Genomic DNA, 15,969 nt, shown 5'->3' on the forward strand with positions numbered 1-15,969 from the left:
ACCTTCATGGATTCAGTGACAAGCGTGTTAGGCGGCCCCGGCAGTTATCCAATCTCGGCCGTTATCATTGCTCAAGATGACGAAATTCGAATAGCCAAAGCCATTCAGTCCTGTAGGCTATTTGCTGACGAGGTGGTTGTCATCGACGGAGGTAGCAAGGATGGGACGGTGGAGTTATCCGAAAGCTTGAATTGCCGGGTATTCGTCAACCCATGGCCCGGATATGCGAAGCAGAGAGAATTCGGAGTGGAACGCGCCGTCCATGATTGGGTCTTTCTTATTGATACCGACGAGATTGTCAGTGATGAACTGGCCGCAAATATTCTTGAACGAAAGAAAGTGCTCACAGACCCAACCGCTGCTTATTCCATCTACCGGATCGGTGATTTTCTCGGAAGATGGCTGAATCACGGAGAATACCTAGTACGCCTTTATAATCGTAAGCAATATGGCATTCTTAACAGCTTGGTGCACGAAAGACCTGAGGTATCTGAAGAACGGACCGTCCGATTAAACGGAACACTCTGGCATCAGGGATTCCGCAGCATTAATGATCATGTGATGCGATTTAATAAATACACGGATCTGGAAGCTCAAAGCGCTTATCTCAGCGGCAAGCCTTTTCGACTTAGTCGGCTGCTCGTACGTCCACCAGCTCGCTTTGTTCAGCAGTATTTTGTGCACGGATTGTTCAAGAAAGGGATATCAGGTTTCGCGGTCGCTGTATTCTGGGTGATGTATGAATTCATGGTCGGCTTCAAGCATTACGAATTGAATCACTCCGCTAAGCTAGCTCAGCACAATGCGGAAGGGCAAGCCGAGCCAGAGAAAAAGGGGGAGAGAAGTTATGCCGTACAGTGACGGATTGAATATTATGACGACTGGTCTTAGCTGGCCATCGCTACAGCCGGGTGGACTCAATACGTATTTCAAATCCGTTTGCGAGCAGCTCTCTTCACGCAACAAGGTACACGCCTTAATCTGTAGTCTAGAAACACCGTCTACCCCGGAAGAGTTAAAGATCCATAATGCAGGGGATCCAAAGGATGGGATCTGGAAACGGAAGGATGACTTTCAGCGCAAGGCGGCGGATCTAATGGGAGAAGGGAGTGGGCGTATAGACATTCTATACACACACTTTGCACCCTATGGTATCGGACCCGCATTGGAAGCTAAGAAACGTGGAATTCCAGTAATCATGACCTTTCATGGACCTTGGAATGAGGAAATGAAGATGGAGGGGCGCGGCATTAAACATCGGGTCAAGAGCACGATTGCCAAAAACATTGAACATAGAGCCTATAAGCTGGCAGATAAATTTATTGTTCTGAGCGAGACGTTCCGTGACATGCTTCATAAGCTCCATGGCGTGCCATTACACAAAATCATAGTTATCCCGGGAGCGGCTAATGTAGAACGTTTCGTTCCTGCTCCCAATCGGCTAGCAATCCGCAGAACCTTGAATTTACCTGAGGGTGCAACGACGGTGTTAACCGTAAGACGTCTGGTAAATCGGATGGGACTGCTTCAATTGCTTGAAGCTTGGAAGCAGGTGTCCGAACGTTTCCCGAATGCAATTCTGCTTATTGGGGGTAAAGGCCCACTACGCGGGGAATTGGAAGAAAAGATCGCTGATTATGGCTTAAGCAGTAAAGTAAGGCTGCTGGGTTTCATTCCGGATCATGAACTGGTTTCTTATTATCAAGCTGCGGATTTGTTCGTAGTTCCCTCACAAGCACTGGAAGGCTTCGGTCTGATCACTGTGGAGGCCATGGCCTCGGGATTGCCAGTAATGGCTACACCGATCGGTGGGAACAAGGAGATATTGGCAGGCTTTAGACCGGAGCTTCTGTTCAAAAGTGCAGCGAGCGAGGATATGGCTGAAGGCATGATTCATATGTTAAGCAACCGAAAGTTGCTTCCGAGCCGTGATGAATGCAGGGAACATGTTCTGGAGAAATACACCTGGGAGCGTGTCACTGACCAAGTGGAGTCTGTATTCCTAACTGCATTAGGAGATGAGGTGGCAACAAAATGCTAAAAGTCGCTTATATAGATCACACGGCGAAATGGAGTGGTGGAGAGGTTGCGTTGTTCAACGTCCTCACGAATATTGGAGAGCATATTGAACCACTCGTGATATTGGCAGAAGAAGGAACATTGGCAGAACGCTTGCGGGAAAAGGGAATTGATGTGCGTGTTGTTCCCCTGGATGAAAGTATTCGTAGTCGTAACCGGAATGCTGTGAATCTGGGAGCACCTGCTGCTGCGTTTAAGCTGCTTTCATACGGGCGTAAGCTTGCACCGTTACTCAAGCAGGAGAAGGTTGATTGTGTTCATACCAATTCTCTGAAGTCAGCGCTTTATGGAACGATCGCCGCTAAGAAAGCAGGCATTCCCTTAATCTGGCACATTCGAGATCATATTGGTGCCCCTTATTTAAAGCCCATTGTAGCCAAAGTGATTCGGCTCCTGTCTCGACTGCTTCCAAACGGTGTAATTGCCAATTCACATTCTACGTTGAACGCATTGGATCTACCTAGTTCCAAGAAAACACTAGTTGTTCACTGTGGCTTCGGTAAAATCATTGGCAACGGAATCGGTAATCGTAATCAGAAGGATTTTAACGTGTTGTTGGCGGGGCGATTAGCGCATTGGAAGGGCCAACATATCGTACTGGAAGCAGCGAGGATGCTTAAGCAAGATCCCCGTGTGAAATTCTGGCTAGCGGGTGACGCTCTGTTTGGAGAGGCGGAATATAAACAAGAGCTGCTTCAGAAGATAGAACGAGATGAGCTCACGAATGTAAGTCTATTAGGTCATGTGGAAGACATTCAAGGATTAATGGGTACGGCCAATTTGCTGATTCACACCTCGATAACACCAGAGCCATTTGGTCAAGTGATCGTAGAAGGGATGGCAGCTGGACTTCCGGTCATCGCATCTAATGAAGGCGGACCCGTTGAAATTGTAGTTCCTGGGGAGACGGGGATGCTGATCCAGCCTGGGGACCCAGCCATTCTTGCTGAGTCTATTACTTGGATGTTGGAACATCCAGAGGATAGAAAGCGGATGGCGGCTAATGGAGTGAAGCGGGTGAAGGAACATTTTGTAATAGAGAATACGGTTAAGGACATAGTCAACTACTATAAAGGCCTGCTGACGAGCACCTAACAGATCATAGGGCCCAAGGTTGATGCTCCTGAAAGCAGATTTTGATAACGGGGTAACGCTGAAGAAGATGCTCCATAAAACTTTGAGGATGATTCACATGAAAATTGCGATAGCGCATGATTACTTAATCCAAATGGGCGGAGCGGAAAGAGTAGTGGAAGTCTTTCACCACATGTATCCGGATGCTCCGATCTTCACGACGGTTTTTAACGGAAGTCGCCTCACTGACAACCTCAAAGATGCGGATATCCGAGCCTCCTGGCTACAAAAAATTCCGGGAGTGAAGACCAATTTTAAAGGGGTGCTGCCACTTTATCCCATGGCCATCCGTGATTTGGACTTTCGCGGTTTCGATATCGTCCTGAGTTCCAGCAGTGCTTTTATGAAAAGCATTCAGGTGCCGAAGCATACGTTTCATCTTTGTTACTGCCATACTCCTATGCGGTTTGCATGGGATTACGACACTTACATGGAACGGCAGTCGAATTCCGGTCTGTTCAAGAGATTGCTGAAGGTGTATATGCAGCAGCTCAAGACTTGGGATCAACGGACATCCAAAAATGTAAATCAGTTCGTGGCCAATTCTTCTGTAGTGAAGACACGAATTCAGAACTATTATCACCGGGAAGCCGATGTCATATTTCCACCTATCAATACCTCACGTTTCACAAGCTCTTCATCGATCGGAGATTATTATTTGATCGTTTCCCGTCTTGTCTCCTACAAAAGGATCGACCTAGCGGTTGAAGCATTTAATCGTAACGGTCTGAAGCTCTACATCGTCGGTGACGGACCTGACCGAAAGCGTCTTGAAGGGATGGCTAAAGACAATGTGTCGTTTCTGGGGAGGTTGGAGGATGAACAAGTTACGGGATTGATGGCGAAATGTCGGGCGTTTATTTTTCCGGGAGAAGAGGATTTTGGGATTACACCGCTGGAGGCTAATGCTGCTGGAAGACCAGTGATAGCCTATCAAGCCGGTGGTGCACTGGATACGATTATTCCTTATGTCAATGGTGTCTTCTTCGAGCATCAAGAAGTGGATGACTTGCTGAAGGCCATTTATGAGGTGGAGTCCTATGCGTGGGATATCGATCAGATTATGGGCCATGCACGGAAATTCGATGAGCAGGCGTTTATGATCCAATTCAAGCAATACGTGGAACAGGCCTACGTCAATTTTCTAAAAGGGGAATGATTCTATGAAGCTAGCAGTAATCGGTACGGGCTATGTCGGTTTAGTATCCGGCGTATGCTTTGCGCTGGGAGAGAATCAGGTCATCTGCGTCGATAAAGATGTGGAGAAAATCAACAAGTTAAACCGGATGGAATCTCCGATCTATGAACCCGGAATCGAAGCATTGATTGAAATAAACTTCCGTGAGGGACGCTTGTCCTTCTCTACTGATCTTCAAGAATCGGTACGCTGCTCTGATATCATCATTCTTGCTGTTGGTACGCCCTCTCTCCCCAATGGGGAGGTGGACTTACAATATATCGAAGAAGCAGTTATCGAAATCGCTAATGCGATGGATGGTTACAAAATTATAATGACCAAGTCTACGGTTGTAGTGGGGACGAATGAGAAAATACGAAAAATGATATCGGATCGTACAAAGCATCCTTTCGATATCGTATCTGCTCCTGAGTTTCTACGCGAGGGCTCCGCGATTCGGGATACTCTTCATCCTGACAGGGTTATAATCGGACTAAATAATACTGAATTAGTGCAAACCATGCGCCAGCTTCATCAAGGATATACCGACAATATCTTCGTGACCGATATCCGAAGCGCAGAAATGATCAAATATGCATCCAACGCCTTTTTAGCGACCAAGATCTCTTTTATTAATGAAATCTCTAATATTTGTGAAAAAGTGGGAGCTGATGTGACCGAGGTGGCGGAAGGAATGGGCATGGACCGAAGAATTGGATCCTCCTTCCTGCAAGCTGGTATTGGTTATGGAGGCTCCTGCTTTCCGAAAGACACCAATGCTCTTATCCAAATCGCTGGTAACGTGGATTACGATTTTAAGCTACTGCAATCCGTTGTTGAGGTGAACAGAGAGCGGCGATTCATGATCATTCCAATGCTGCGCGAATCATTAGGAACATTGAACGGTGCGGTTATAGGGATATGGGGTTTGGCGTTCAAGCCGAACACAGATGATGTTCGTGAGACCCCTGCTCGGGAAATTATTGAGATGCTTGTCGCGGAGGGGGCGATCGTGAAGCTATACGATCCCATCGCTGCTGATAACTTCCGGCAGCAATATGATCATCCGCAGCTCCGTTGGTGTACGCTTCCCGAGGAAGCGGCTGATGGCAGCGATGCTGTATGCCTGCTTACTGCTTGGGGAGTCTTTAAGGATATAAATCTGCAAAAGGTAGCCAACGTCATGCGCCGGAAGGTGCTGATCGATGGCCGTAACGTCTACACGAAAGAGCAGGTTGAGGGCACCGGCCTATCTTATTATTCGATAGGACGCCCGCAGTTGAGTGGTCTGAATGGTGATATTCCCGCACAGCCTGCTGAGGTTAATTCTTAGAGTTGTATCCAGAATTTTATCTTGGTATTTATCTCGGCTTCTGCGAACAACTTTCTATGTTCTAGACGTTGCCTGCCGTCGAAGGCGGCAAAAGAATCTTTAGCAATCATCCCATCAGCTCCCGCTGGAACAGCTGGGAAGCAAGGTAAGGGTATGGTTGCTCCAGCGAGCGAAAGCGAGTGGGATCCATATAAAAAAGGGTTGATAGGAAGGGAACGGAGAGGATTATTGGAACTGTAGAAACGAAGTGTTCGCCTTTATCCTCAGATTTCTACCGCGAGAAGCGGTTCAAATCAGGAAATCTGAGGATAACAGCGATCGGAAGTCCAATATTCCTTGGAGTGGCTTATGCCTAACAATGTTTTTAGAATGGCGACCAAGAAAAGCGAGGGGAGCAACACTACACCCATGCTCCCGACACAATCAGCGAAGCGTAATCCAATGATGAATAACAATCCTTTTGCGGAGGCGACAAATATGAAGCTAGTACTTTTATCAGGCGGTTCAGGAAAACGGTTGTGGCCTTTATCTAATGATTCACGTTCGAAGCAATTTCTAAAGGTGCTGGAAAGTCCTCAGGGTGAAGCGGAGTCGATGGTTCAGCGAGTATGGAGACAACTGAAAGAGACAGGAATGGCGGATTCCTCCTATCTAGCCACAGGTCGCAGCCAAGTGGAAATGATTCAGAGCCAATTGGGCGCTGATGTGCCGATCATCGTTGAGCCGGAACGCCGCGATACTTTTCCAGCCATTGCACTGACAGCAACTTATTTATATTCGGTAGCGGGAGTTTCTCCTGCGGAGACTATAGCCATTTTACCGGTGGATCCCTATGTGGAGGCTTCATTCTTCGATACTGTAGCTGAGCTAGAGCATACCATGCAGGAAAGTGGCGCTAATCTGGCGCTGATGGGGGTTGTACCTGAACATCCATCGGAGAAATACGGATATATTATTCCTACCACAGATCAGGCGGGGGAGAATGGTTTTATGAGAGTAAGTCACTTTCAGGAGAAACCAGACCGGACCCAAGCTGAAGAGCTAATCGCCCGGAATGCTTTGTGGAACTGCGGGGTTTTTGCTTTTCGCTTAGGGTATTTGCTAGATATTTTGCAGCGTAAAGGGTTGCCTTTAGGTTATGAAGAGTTACAGAAACAGTATAAGCTGCTGTCTTCTATCAGTTTTGATTATGAAGTGGTCGAAAAAGAAGAGAATATCGTGGTGCAGCCGTATGATGGGTTCTGGAAAGATCTTGGAACCTGGAATACGTTAACTGAGGAAATGACTAGCAACCATGTGGGCAAAGGTACTGTAACAGCGGATTCTGAAGGGACTTGCTTGATCAATGAGCTTGATATTCCGATTACAGTCATCGGTGCGAAGGATCTGATTATCGCTGCCAGCCCGGATGGAATTCTAGTAACGCATAAAGCCGAGAGTCCACGAATTAAAGAGGTACTTAAGTCTTTTGAACAAAGACCAATGTACGAGGAACGCCGCTGGGGACACTATAAGGTCATTGATTATGTGAAATATGATGAAGGAAATGAAGTGCTGACCAAACGGATATTTATTGCCGAGGGTAAAAATATCAGCTATCAGCTGCATCGTAAACGCAGTGAGATCTGGACGATTGTCAGCGGTGAAGCAAGCATTGTGCTGAATGAAAAGATGCATAATGTTAAAGCAGGCGATGTGGTCCGGATACCAGAAGGGACAAAACATGCCATTCTCGCTTTGACGGATGTTGAATTTATTGAGGTACAGACGGGATCTGAACTAGTAGAGGAGGACAATATTCGTATTACTTTAGACTGGAATGATATTGAGCTACAGCAGTTCATTTCATAGGACTGATAAGTTATAAACAGGTATTGTGACCTAATTATTGAATAATAGACATAAATAGATAAAATAACAATTAAATGAAGTCGATATTTACGGTAGAGGGATTAATCCTCCTCAATTTGATAATGGCAAACCTATCGAAAGATAGGGACGCAAAGCTATAGGGCCTTCGCAAGAGTGGCAGCCTGGCTACCGAAAGGAAGATTTTTTTGAAAGCTTACCGTACGTATCGACTTCTCAGCACGTTCCTGTCTCTGGTCTTGTTGTTGATGGTGATTCCATTGGGATTTGGGATTGCACCGTCTGTAGCAGGCGCAGCTTCCAGCTCTGGAAATCCGGTGAATCCAGAAGCTTCTCCTGAAGCAGTCAAGCTGCTTAATGACCTGTATTCTATTTCCGGAAAAGGGATTCTCGCAGGACAGCATGACTATTTGGAAAGTCCGGATGAAATCAACAAATGCAAAGGTGCCCGTTCTATGGAGACCTTACCATGAAATGAATGGAAATTGGTTCTGGTGGGGGAAGAAGAACAACTTTTCTGAGCTGTGGAATATTATGTATGATCGTTTTGTTAACGTTCATAAATTAAATAACTTGTTGTGGGTATGGAGCCCGAATGCTCCAAATGCGTGGTCAGATCCTTATGCCCTTACTTATCCGGGCGCGGATAAGGTGGATATTTTGGCAGCAGATATCTATGAATATGACTATCAGCAAAATTATTATGACAGTTTGCTTAGTCTGGCTGCTGGTAAACCCATTGCTATCGGAGAGAATGGTGGGGTGAATACTTTAAGAATATGCGTCTATCCGGAGCACCAATCCTCACTAAGAACGATGCAGTGATTGATTTTAACTGGCAGTTAGGAGCACCGGATGCTTCACTTGGAATAGACAATTTCTCTATATGCTGGAGCGGTAAAATGAAGGCTCTATATAGTGAAACCTATCAAATCTATACCGCATCTGATGATGGTATACGTGTCTGGATTGATGGGATACCCGTAATTGATAGCTGGATAGAACAGAGTGTAACGGAGCGTCAAGGAAGCATCACTCTGAAGGCCGGACAACTATATGATATCAAAGTGGAATATTACGAGAATCAGGGAGACGCGAGGGTAAGGCTGATGTGGCAAAGCCCAAGTCAACCAAAAGGAACCATTCCTTCTAACGTATTTTTTCTCTCAGATATCTCCTAAGCTATAGTCCTCATTTGGCTAAAAAGATGCTTGTCCTGAAACAGGAATATGATCACTTGAGCACTTGTGGAGGCTGCCGGAAGGAGGATTAACTTGCGCTTTTATTGTAAGTACCCGTTTCTTGTCACTGTCGTGCCCATCCTTACTGTATTTATTTTGTCTTTTCTACCGTTGAGTGAGGCACGCGGCCTTCTTGAACCTCAGAGTGTTACCACATCAGCCACCACTACAGCAACTACCAACACAACAACATCCATTACAATACCAGCGATACCGATTAATCCTTTAGCTTCTGAGGAAGCCAGTCAATTGCTTAATGATTTGGCGAATTTCAGCGGAAAAGGGATTATGGCGGGTCAGCACGATTATCTGGAAAGTCCGGATGAACTCAATAATAAGGTAAAGAACACCTCTGGCGAGCATGCCGTATTACATGGTTACGAATTAGGAGCTATAACTAACCAATCCAAAGCTACAATTGCTTCTCAGCGTCAAGCTGTTGTCGATAGTGCGATCAAGTGGTCGAGGGAGGGCGGCATCGTAGCGATGACGTTCCATCAGAGTCTGCCGGGAACTTCTCTGAAATGGTCTAACGTATCCATGAAACTAAGTCAGGAGAAATTTAATGCTTACGTTACCCCTGGAACCTCTCAATATCAGAGTTTGATGGCTGATTTTGACGAGATTGCTATATATCTAGGAGAACTGCGTGATGCTGGCGTTCCAGTCTTATGGCGACCCTATCATGAAATGAACGGCAATTGGTTCTGGTGGGGATGTAAAGATAATTTTACTGTGCTCTGGAACCTGATGTACGATCGTTTAGTGAATACACACAAGCTGAATAATCTGTTGTGGGTTTGGAATCCCAATGCGCCGAATGAATGGTCAGCTCCATATCAAGCTTATTATCCGGGAGCAGATAAGGTCGATGTACTGGCAGCAGATATTTACAATAACGATTATAAGCAGTCTTATTATGACGGTTTGCTTAAGCTTGCCGCAGGTAAACCTATCGGAATTGGCGAAAGCGGAGAGCTTCCTAACCCCAGCATGTTATCCAAAACGCAGAATCAATGGGTGTACACGATGACATGGGGGAAGATGCTCACCGAGAATAATACCCTGCAGCAGATCAAAGATTTCATGAGTCATCGCTACACCGTATCGAGAGAGGATTATATGGTGACAACGGCTACTACTAGCCATAAAGCAGCAAAAGTCTCGCGAAACGGGTTGACTGGAGAATACTTTAATAATATTGATCTATCTGACCAACCGGTAGTTACGCGTAATGATAACAAGATTGATTTCAATTGGCAGGGTGAAGCACCAGCAGCGGGGGTTGAGAAGGATGTCTTTTCCGTACGTTGGCAGGGGAAGGTCAAGCCAGTTTATAGTGAAAAATACACGTTCTCAGTGTCTTCCGATGATGGAGTCCGCGTCTGGATTGATGGCAAGCTGATTATTGACGATTGGCGAGATCATAGCGCTACCCTTAATAAGGGGAGCATTGAATTAACAGCTGGAATCTTGCATGATATCAAAATTGAATATTATGAGAATCGCAGAGACGCAAGTATTCGTCTAATGTGGGAAAGCCCACGCCAGAAACAGACGGTGATTCCTCAAAACGCACTATTCTTTCCTTGATTTATTAAAGCTTTACGGGCAGACATCTGAAAGAAAGCGAGGACATGGGGATGGAAACAACAAATAGAAGAATGAAGTTGAGTGGAAATAGACCTTTACTGATCCTGCTAAAATCCTCTACTTTGATTGTCTTGCTTCTAATGACTGTCTCTATATTCGGTATGGAGGGGACCTCAAAAGGTAAGGTGGGTAACGTTGCAGCTGGTAAAGATTTGGGTCCCGAGTTCCCAAAGAGCACAATGATCTGGAGACTCGGGCAGCATGATGGATCATCGAATGAATTTGCAGACATTAACGCCTCAGATAACCATACAGTCATTCATATTACTTCATCTACCGTCAAAGCCTCAGAACTTCAGAATATCCCCTCTGGTCTTAATGGAAAGACATTTCCTGAGCTACGGATTAATTATCAGCTGAACAAGATTCCGGCGAATGGGATTTTATTTCGTGTAGGTATTCTTGAGGCTTATAAATCGGTTCCGCAGATGAGTGTACTTTCTAATCGGCAGCTTTCAGGGATAATTCAGATTGCAGGAATTGCTGATACAGAAAGTGAGTACGGCTTCCGCAAAACCTATGAACTGTATATTCCTAAAGAGCAGTTGAAGACAGGAACGAATGAATTGAAGCTGCAAACGACTCGTTGCTTATATTGCTCCGAGAAGGAAGATGAATATATAGGCTGGACTTGGGATGATTTAAGTCTGGAATCTTTAAATACACCCATAAAAGAGCCGATCCACGGTAACTATACGCTGACGGGTACGGCCGTGAATAATAAAGAGTTTTATTTTGATAAAGGCGCGGTTACCCATTTACCTTATGTGATGAAATGGCTCGGTGTAGCTTACAGTGGCAATATTATGCGTGCCAGCTGTGTTAGTGATGTAGACCGCTCCTGCTCTAATATGGAGGAATATTACAAGGTATTACGAGATTATAATACGCAGGCAGTCGCACTGCATTTGTATACCGGTGATATTAAACTGAAGAACGACGGCTCACTGCCGGATGATGCGGTTAAGAAGCTGACAGATTATTTCGAGAAGTATGGTTCCTATTTTCAGTACTATGAAGTGGATAATGAGCCAGGACTATTCAATCGTTCCAAGGCTGTAAATTTGGCGATTGCAGATTGGTTGAATAAGAAGGGGAAACAAATTGTCCCACATTTGCTTACGGTTGCACCAGGCTGGGCATATTGGCCGAGCTACAAGGAGAAGCCTTGTGGCTATCAAAAAGGGAGCGTGCGACAATGTGGTGACCCAGATGGTTGGGAGCGGGATCCGGAGCAGCGTAAGGAGCTTGAAGAGGTTACGGATCTGACGAATGGTCACTCTTATGGAAATTCCTATAGTGATAGCGAAGGTGGCAGTTTTACCGAGAATTTAAAGACATTCGGTGGTGCGGTGGATGGGCTTAGCAAAAACATGCTGACTACTGAATTTGGGACCTCGGATAGTCATAAAGATGCTTATCAATATGGGGCTAGCGAGCGCACAGCTGCTGTTTTCGATCGGATCATGCGAGCGCAGATTGGTTATGCAGATATGTTTGTGCAGCATGCTGCTTTTTTCAAGGACTTTAGTTTATTTAAATATGATTTTAATCTGGAGGAGCATGACCCGGCCTCGACAGAGATTTATTATACGAAACAGAACGAGGATTCACGTGTCAGCATTATGCGAAGACTAAGTCTTGCTTATGCTACACACGGAGCTCCGTTAACCTACGAGGTTACCAATAAGAATGCCCTAGCGGATAAGCTTGTCTACGTCCGGGCTGTGGATACCTCTACCTTGAAGCCACTGGCTGGAAGTGGTGCTACCTCAAACAAAGTGCTTGTGAATCTCATCAATTTTGAGACTACACCACAGACCATCAATGTGAACGTCACGATGCCGAAACAAGCTATATATGAAGGTGAACGTTTTGGTAATGGAGATACGTATGAGCAAGCACGAAGTTATGTGCCCGGGAAGAAGGCTTCCCCCCAGCTCACATTTAAAGAAACGCTGGCCCCAGGCGAGGCCGTGCAGTATATTTTGCAGCCTTCGTCAGAGGTCGTCGATACTGCACCTCAGGGACTTAAAGCTGTTGTTGTCAAAGGAATGTCTATCCAATTGAATTGGCTAGAGGCTCCAGGCGTTAGTTATGAACTGCTGCGAGCGACTGGAAATGGGGGCGAACTGAAGACTATTGCTTCTAATATAAAAGAAACTCATTATACAGATCGCAATTTACAGGAAGGGACGTTGTATACGTATGCTGTAAAAGTAACAGGCTCAGGTAAGACGTCTGACAAGATACAGATTACAGCTACTGGATTGGTTTCTTTGGAACGATCGGAATGGAAGGTTTCCTCGAATAGGAACACGGGAAGCTCTTACAATGCTATTGATGGGGATCGGCGTACACGCTGGGATACCGGGAAACATCAGGAATCGGGAGAATATTATCAGATTGACCTAGGGAAGGCATATAACATTGAAGGCATTGATCTAGATAATAGCTTATCTCCTTACGATTATCCTAGACAATATCAAGTGTATGTCTCGAATGATGCTCAGCGTTGGACGCAGATTATTTCTGGTACTGGAAGAAAGGAACTAACCAAGATTGTCTTCGCTAAGGTAAATACACGGTACATCAAGATTGTGCAGACCGGAGCTGACGGGAATTACTGGTCTATACAGGAGCTTCAGGTATATTCCAGAGACTAATCTACTGCTGAACGTGAATAGTTAAAGTGCATACTAAATAACCTCTTCGGGACAATTCCCGTAGAGGTTATTTATGTTATTTAAATCTGTTAAATGAAACGTAGTCCGGACATATACGGCAAAGAAATGGCATCGGAAGCCTCTGAGGAATCAGAGGATCGAAGCGGGCTCGCTGGATCAAAGAGCAGCGAGATCAGCTCCTTGTCGTCCTGCACGGACGACAAGTCGAGGCTCTTGCGGCATCCTTCGGTCTGCCGCAAAAGCGCTTCCCGGTCTGCGATGCAGACCGTCCCGCTGTTCGCGCCGCCGCTTAGGCTGGCGCCGGCGTCCCGCAAGAGCGCGAGCAGGCTGCGCTCCTGCCACGGCACGGGCACCTGCAGCGTGCCTTCGCCGCTGCACAGGGCCGCCTTGGCCAGCAGCGCCGCAACCGCTTGCGGCTGGCCGGCCCATTCCAGCGCCGTCGCCGCACTCGGCGCTGGAACATCCGCCGCCGCTGGCATAGCAACTGCGGCGAACCCCTCGATGCTGCCGTCCCGTACGGCTACGAGTGTGCGCTGGGCTAAGCCCACCACACCCGCGTAAGCCTCGGTCCCCAGCAGCAGCGCCAGCTCACCCGGACTATACACATGTCCGGTTTCGCGTTCGTTTAGCAGCCGGTTGACGGCGAAGAAGTCGCCCGGCTGCATTGGCCGCAGCGTCCATTCTTCCCCTGCTGCGGCTGCAAGTGCCTGAGCTGAGCTTGCGCTCAGCTCAGCAAATTGCGTACCTCCGAACGGTACGCACCCCGCTCGGGTGTACAACGAGCGGTCACCAGAGACAAAAATCAGCGATGCGCCAGCTTCCGCAGCATGAGTCTGGCACAGCTGAAGAAGCTGGCCCGCCAGCCCTTGTCCACGAAAAGCTGGATCCGTGCAGACAGCACCTATGGAGAATACGTCTAGGTAATCATTACCAGTCTTGATCGTAGAGGGTACGAGTCCCATGAAAGCTGCAACCGTTCCATCCTCGGCAATAGCTGCGTAAGAATGACTGAGTCCAGGGCGGAAAATCAGTGGAAACAGTTCTTTCATTGAAATGGCACCCGCTTCACGAAAGATGGAATCAGCGAGTAGAGCGGCTTGGTCCAGCTCCGTAGGTTTAATTAATCTCAGTTGCATAACAGTCAGCTCCTATATGTACAAATGATGGGGAAGAAAGCATTTACATAAAGTATAAGCCCCGGGGGATGAAATCTCCAATCTTGTTCATATTATTCAATGTCTCAAATGGATGTGGAGAAGGGTAATAACGTACATAAATAAGGAAGCCCCTTATATTTTTAAGCTAGAAGAGAAAGGGAAGTGAATAATCGGTGTCCCAACTTGCAGATAATATTATATTATTGCTGGCAGCGCTCCTGCTCATAGGTGTATTTTCCACCAAGTTCTCCACTAAATTTGGAATGCCAGCGCTAGTGCTTTTCCTTGCTGCGGGGATGGTGCTAAGCCAATTTGTTTTTTTTAACAATGCTTCCTTAACACAAATGGCTGGGATATTCGCATTGGTTGTCATTCTATTCGAAGGCGGCATGCAGACCAATATTAAGGATATCAAGCCTATTATTCGACCGGCATTATCCTTATCCACAGTAGGCGTATTGTTGACGACAGCTATTGTAGGGGTATTCGCCAAGCTGATCCTCGATGTGTCATGGGCAGAGAGCTTTCTGTTTGGAGCGATCGTTGGATCGACAGATGCGGCGGCCGTATTCTCGGTACTCGGCGGTAAGAATATCGATAAACGTCTGACCTCGACGCTAGAAGCAGAATCAGGAAGCAACGACCCCATGGCCGTTTTTTTAACAGTATCGCTGATCGAATGGATACAGCATCCGGATATGGCGATATGGGGGCTCCTGTTGTCTTTTATATGGGAGATGGGAATTGGCTTAGTGCTGGGTTTTGTGCTGGGTAAGATCGCAGTTTACTGCATCAATCGAATTAACCTGGATTCCACAGGTCTTTATCCAGTAATGGCCATCGGATTTGCTGTTCTGACCTACGGGTTAGCCGCAGGGGTACATAGCAGTGGGTTGCTGGCTGTTTATGTTATGGGCCTTACCCTTGGCAATTCCGAGCTGATGTATCATCGTACCATTATGAATTTTAGTCATGGCTTTGCATGGATGATGCAAATATTCATGTTCATTCTGCTGGGGTTGCTGGTATTTCCACAGGAGCTGGCGGAAGTGGCTTGGCAAGGCATCTTGTTATCCGTCATTCTGATGGTTGTAGCTAGGCCAATCGGTGTATTTATAAGCCTGCACTTTTCCAAATTCTCGATTCGCGAAAAGACACTGATTTCCTGGGCCGGACTTCGTGGAGCCGTTCCGATTGTACTAGCAACTTATCCGCTGCTGGCCGACCTGCCTCACGGACGATTATTCTTCAATGTTGTATTCTTTGTCGTGCTGACCTCAGCGGTTATTCAGGGAACAAGTATTTCGCCGCTGGCTTCACGGTTGAAGCTTGTGGGGCAAGAAGATTCAGCTCAGCCTTCACTGATGGAGCTGGTCGCTCTCGGCAAGACGGACTCTGAGTTCAACCATATTGGAATTGAGCCTTATATGCCTATTGCCGGACAGAAAATCTCAAAAATTGGACTTCCCGAGGACATCTTATTTACGGCGATCATCCGGAATAAAAAGATTGTTACGCCCCATGGCAATACCGTTATTGAGCCTGGGGATACTGTGTATGTACTTAGTCCAAAGAGCAAGCGAGATGAGATGAGGGCTTTCTTCCGCAGCAGAGGCTCTTTTTCTAAAGTGTGACACAC

The 15,969-nt window shown here is 46.5% G+C and carries 13 protein-coding genes and 1 riboswitch; of the genes, 12 read left to right on the top strand and 1 reads right to left on the bottom strand.

Annotated features, from left to right (window positions below; translation table 11 throughout):
- Window positions 1–6: 6 nt before the first annotated feature.
- From MHH52_RS04785 to MHH52_RS04835, 11 genes are all read left to right on the top strand, one after another.
- Window positions 7–861, top strand: a complete 855-nt coding sequence (locus MHH52_RS04785) for a glycosyltransferase family 2 protein (RefSeq protein ID WP_340006964.1) — start codon at window positions 7–9, stop codon at window positions 859–861.
- Window positions 848–2,041, top strand: coding sequence for a glycosyltransferase family 4 protein (locus tag MHH52_RS04790; RefSeq protein WP_340006965.1), 1,194 nt, complete (start codon window positions 848–850; stop codon window positions 2,039–2,041). Before MHH52_RS04785 ends, MHH52_RS04790 begins: the two co-directional genes overlap by 14 nt.
- Window positions 2,035–3,174 carry a glycosyltransferase gene (locus MHH52_RS04795; protein ID WP_340006966.1) on the top strand — a complete coding sequence of 380 codons (1,140 nt, stop codon included), beginning with the start codon at window positions 2,035–2,037 and terminating at the stop codon, window positions 3,172–3,174. The genes MHH52_RS04790 and MHH52_RS04795 overlap by 7 nt, the downstream gene beginning before the upstream one ends.
- Before the next feature lie 97 nt (window positions 3,175–3,271).
- Window positions 3,272–4,372 (top strand): glycosyltransferase, encoded by a 1,101-nt coding sequence (locus MHH52_RS04800; RefSeq protein WP_340006967.1) that lies wholly within the window; start codon window positions 3,272–3,274, stop codon window positions 4,370–4,372.
- A gap of 4 nt (window positions 4,373–4,376) precedes the next feature.
- Window positions 4,377–5,723 (top strand): UDP-glucose/GDP-mannose dehydrogenase family protein, encoded by a 1,347-nt coding sequence (locus MHH52_RS04805; RefSeq protein WP_340006969.1) that lies wholly within the window; start codon window positions 4,377–4,379, stop codon window positions 5,721–5,723.
- Between the two features lie 477 nt (window positions 5,724–6,200).
- Window positions 6,201–7,574, top strand: coding sequence for a sugar phosphate nucleotidyltransferase (locus tag MHH52_RS04810; protein ID WP_340009492.1), 1,374 nt, complete (start codon window positions 6,201–6,203; stop codon window positions 7,572–7,574).
- 114 nt (window positions 7,575–7,688) lie between these two features.
- A riboswitch (cyclic di-GMP riboswitch) is annotated at window positions 7,689–7,768 on the top strand.
- Window positions 7,769–7,780: 12 nt separating this feature from the next.
- Entirely contained in the window at window positions 7,781–8,065 is a 285-nt protein-coding gene (locus MHH52_RS04815) for a hypothetical protein (RefSeq protein ID WP_340006971.1), read from the top strand.
- Window position 8,066: 1 nt separating this feature from the next.
- Window positions 8,067–8,417 (top strand): glycosyl hydrolase, encoded by a 351-nt coding sequence (locus tag MHH52_RS04820; protein ID WP_340006973.1) that lies wholly within the window; start codon window positions 8,067–8,069, stop codon window positions 8,415–8,417.
- Window positions 8,372–8,773: a PA14 domain-containing protein gene (locus MHH52_RS04825; RefSeq protein WP_340006975.1), complete on the top strand. Its 402-nt coding sequence runs from the start codon at window positions 8,372–8,374 to the stop codon at window positions 8,771–8,773. Before MHH52_RS04820 ends, MHH52_RS04825 begins: the two co-directional genes overlap by 46 nt.
- A 93-nt stretch (window positions 8,774–8,866) precedes the next feature.
- The gene (locus tag MHH52_RS04830) at window positions 8,867–10,426 is read left to right on the top strand and encodes a glycosyl hydrolase (protein ID WP_340006977.1); all 1,560 of its coding nucleotides are present in this window, start codon (window positions 8,867–8,869) and stop codon (window positions 10,424–10,426) included.
- A gap of 50 nt (window positions 10,427–10,476) precedes the next feature.
- A complete protein-coding gene (locus MHH52_RS04835; RefSeq protein ID WP_340006978.1) occupies window positions 10,477–13,152 on the top strand; it encodes a discoidin domain-containing protein in 2,676 nt (891 codons plus the stop codon).
- An 89-nt stretch (window positions 13,153–13,241) separates the two neighbouring features.
- On the opposite strand, the gene MHH52_RS04840 is transcribed toward MHH52_RS04835, so the two are convergent.
- Complete coding sequence (locus MHH52_RS04840) at window positions 13,242–14,309, bottom strand: GNAT family N-acetyltransferase (RefSeq protein WP_340006979.1); 1,068 nt, start codon at window positions 14,307–14,309, stop codon at window positions 13,242–13,244.
- Between the two features lie 194 nt (window positions 14,310–14,503).
- Between MHH52_RS04840 and MHH52_RS04845 the strand changes: the two genes are divergently transcribed.
- Window positions 14,504–15,964 (top strand): potassium/proton antiporter, encoded by a 1,461-nt coding sequence (locus MHH52_RS04845; protein WP_340006980.1) that lies wholly within the window; start codon window positions 14,504–14,506, stop codon window positions 15,962–15,964.
- Window positions 15,965–15,969 lie beyond the last annotated feature (5 nt).

The organism is Paenibacillus sp. FSL K6-0276, from assembly GCF_037977235.1.
In the GTDB taxonomy this organism is placed as follows: Bacteria; Bacillota; Bacilli; order Paenibacillales; family Paenibacillaceae; genus Paenibacillus_AQ.

Excerpts from the sequence above, each read along its gene's own strand:
- MHH52_RS04825 (WP_340006975.1), top strand. The coding sequence starts at position 8,372 with ATGCGTCTATCCGGAGCACCAATCCTCACTAAGAACGATGCAGTGATT.
- MHH52_RS04790 (WP_340006965.1), top strand. The coding sequence starts at position 848 with ATGCCGTACAGTGACGGATTGAATATTATGACGACTGGTCTTAGCTGG.
- MHH52_RS04800 (WP_340006967.1), top strand. The coding sequence starts at position 3,272 with ATGAAAATTGCGATAGCGCATGATTACTTAATCCAAATGGGCGGAGCG.
- MHH52_RS04810 (WP_340009492.1), top strand. The coding sequence starts at position 6,201 with ATGAAGCTAGTACTTTTATCAGGCGGTTCAGGAAAACGGTTGTGGCCT.
- MHH52_RS04805 (WP_340006969.1), top strand. The coding sequence starts at position 4,377 with ATGAAGCTAGCAGTAATCGGTACGGGCTATGTCGGTTTAGTATCCGGC.
- MHH52_RS04795 (WP_340006966.1), top strand. The coding sequence starts at position 2,035 with ATGCTAAAAGTCGCTTATATAGATCACACGGCGAAATGGAGTGGTGGA.
- MHH52_RS04840 (WP_340006979.1), bottom strand. The coding sequence starts at position 14,309 with ATGCAACTGAGATTAATTAAACCTACGGAGCTGGACCAAGCCGCTCTA.
- MHH52_RS04835 (WP_340006978.1), top strand. The coding sequence starts at position 10,477 with ATGGAAACAACAAATAGAAGAATGAAGTTGAGTGGAAATAGACCTTTA.
- MHH52_RS04785 (WP_340006964.1), top strand. The coding sequence starts at position 7 with ATGGATTCAGTGACAAGCGTGTTAGGCGGCCCCGGCAGTTATCCAATC.
- MHH52_RS04820 (WP_340006973.1), top strand. The coding sequence starts at position 8,067 with ATGAATGGAAATTGGTTCTGGTGGGGGAAGAAGAACAACTTTTCTGAG.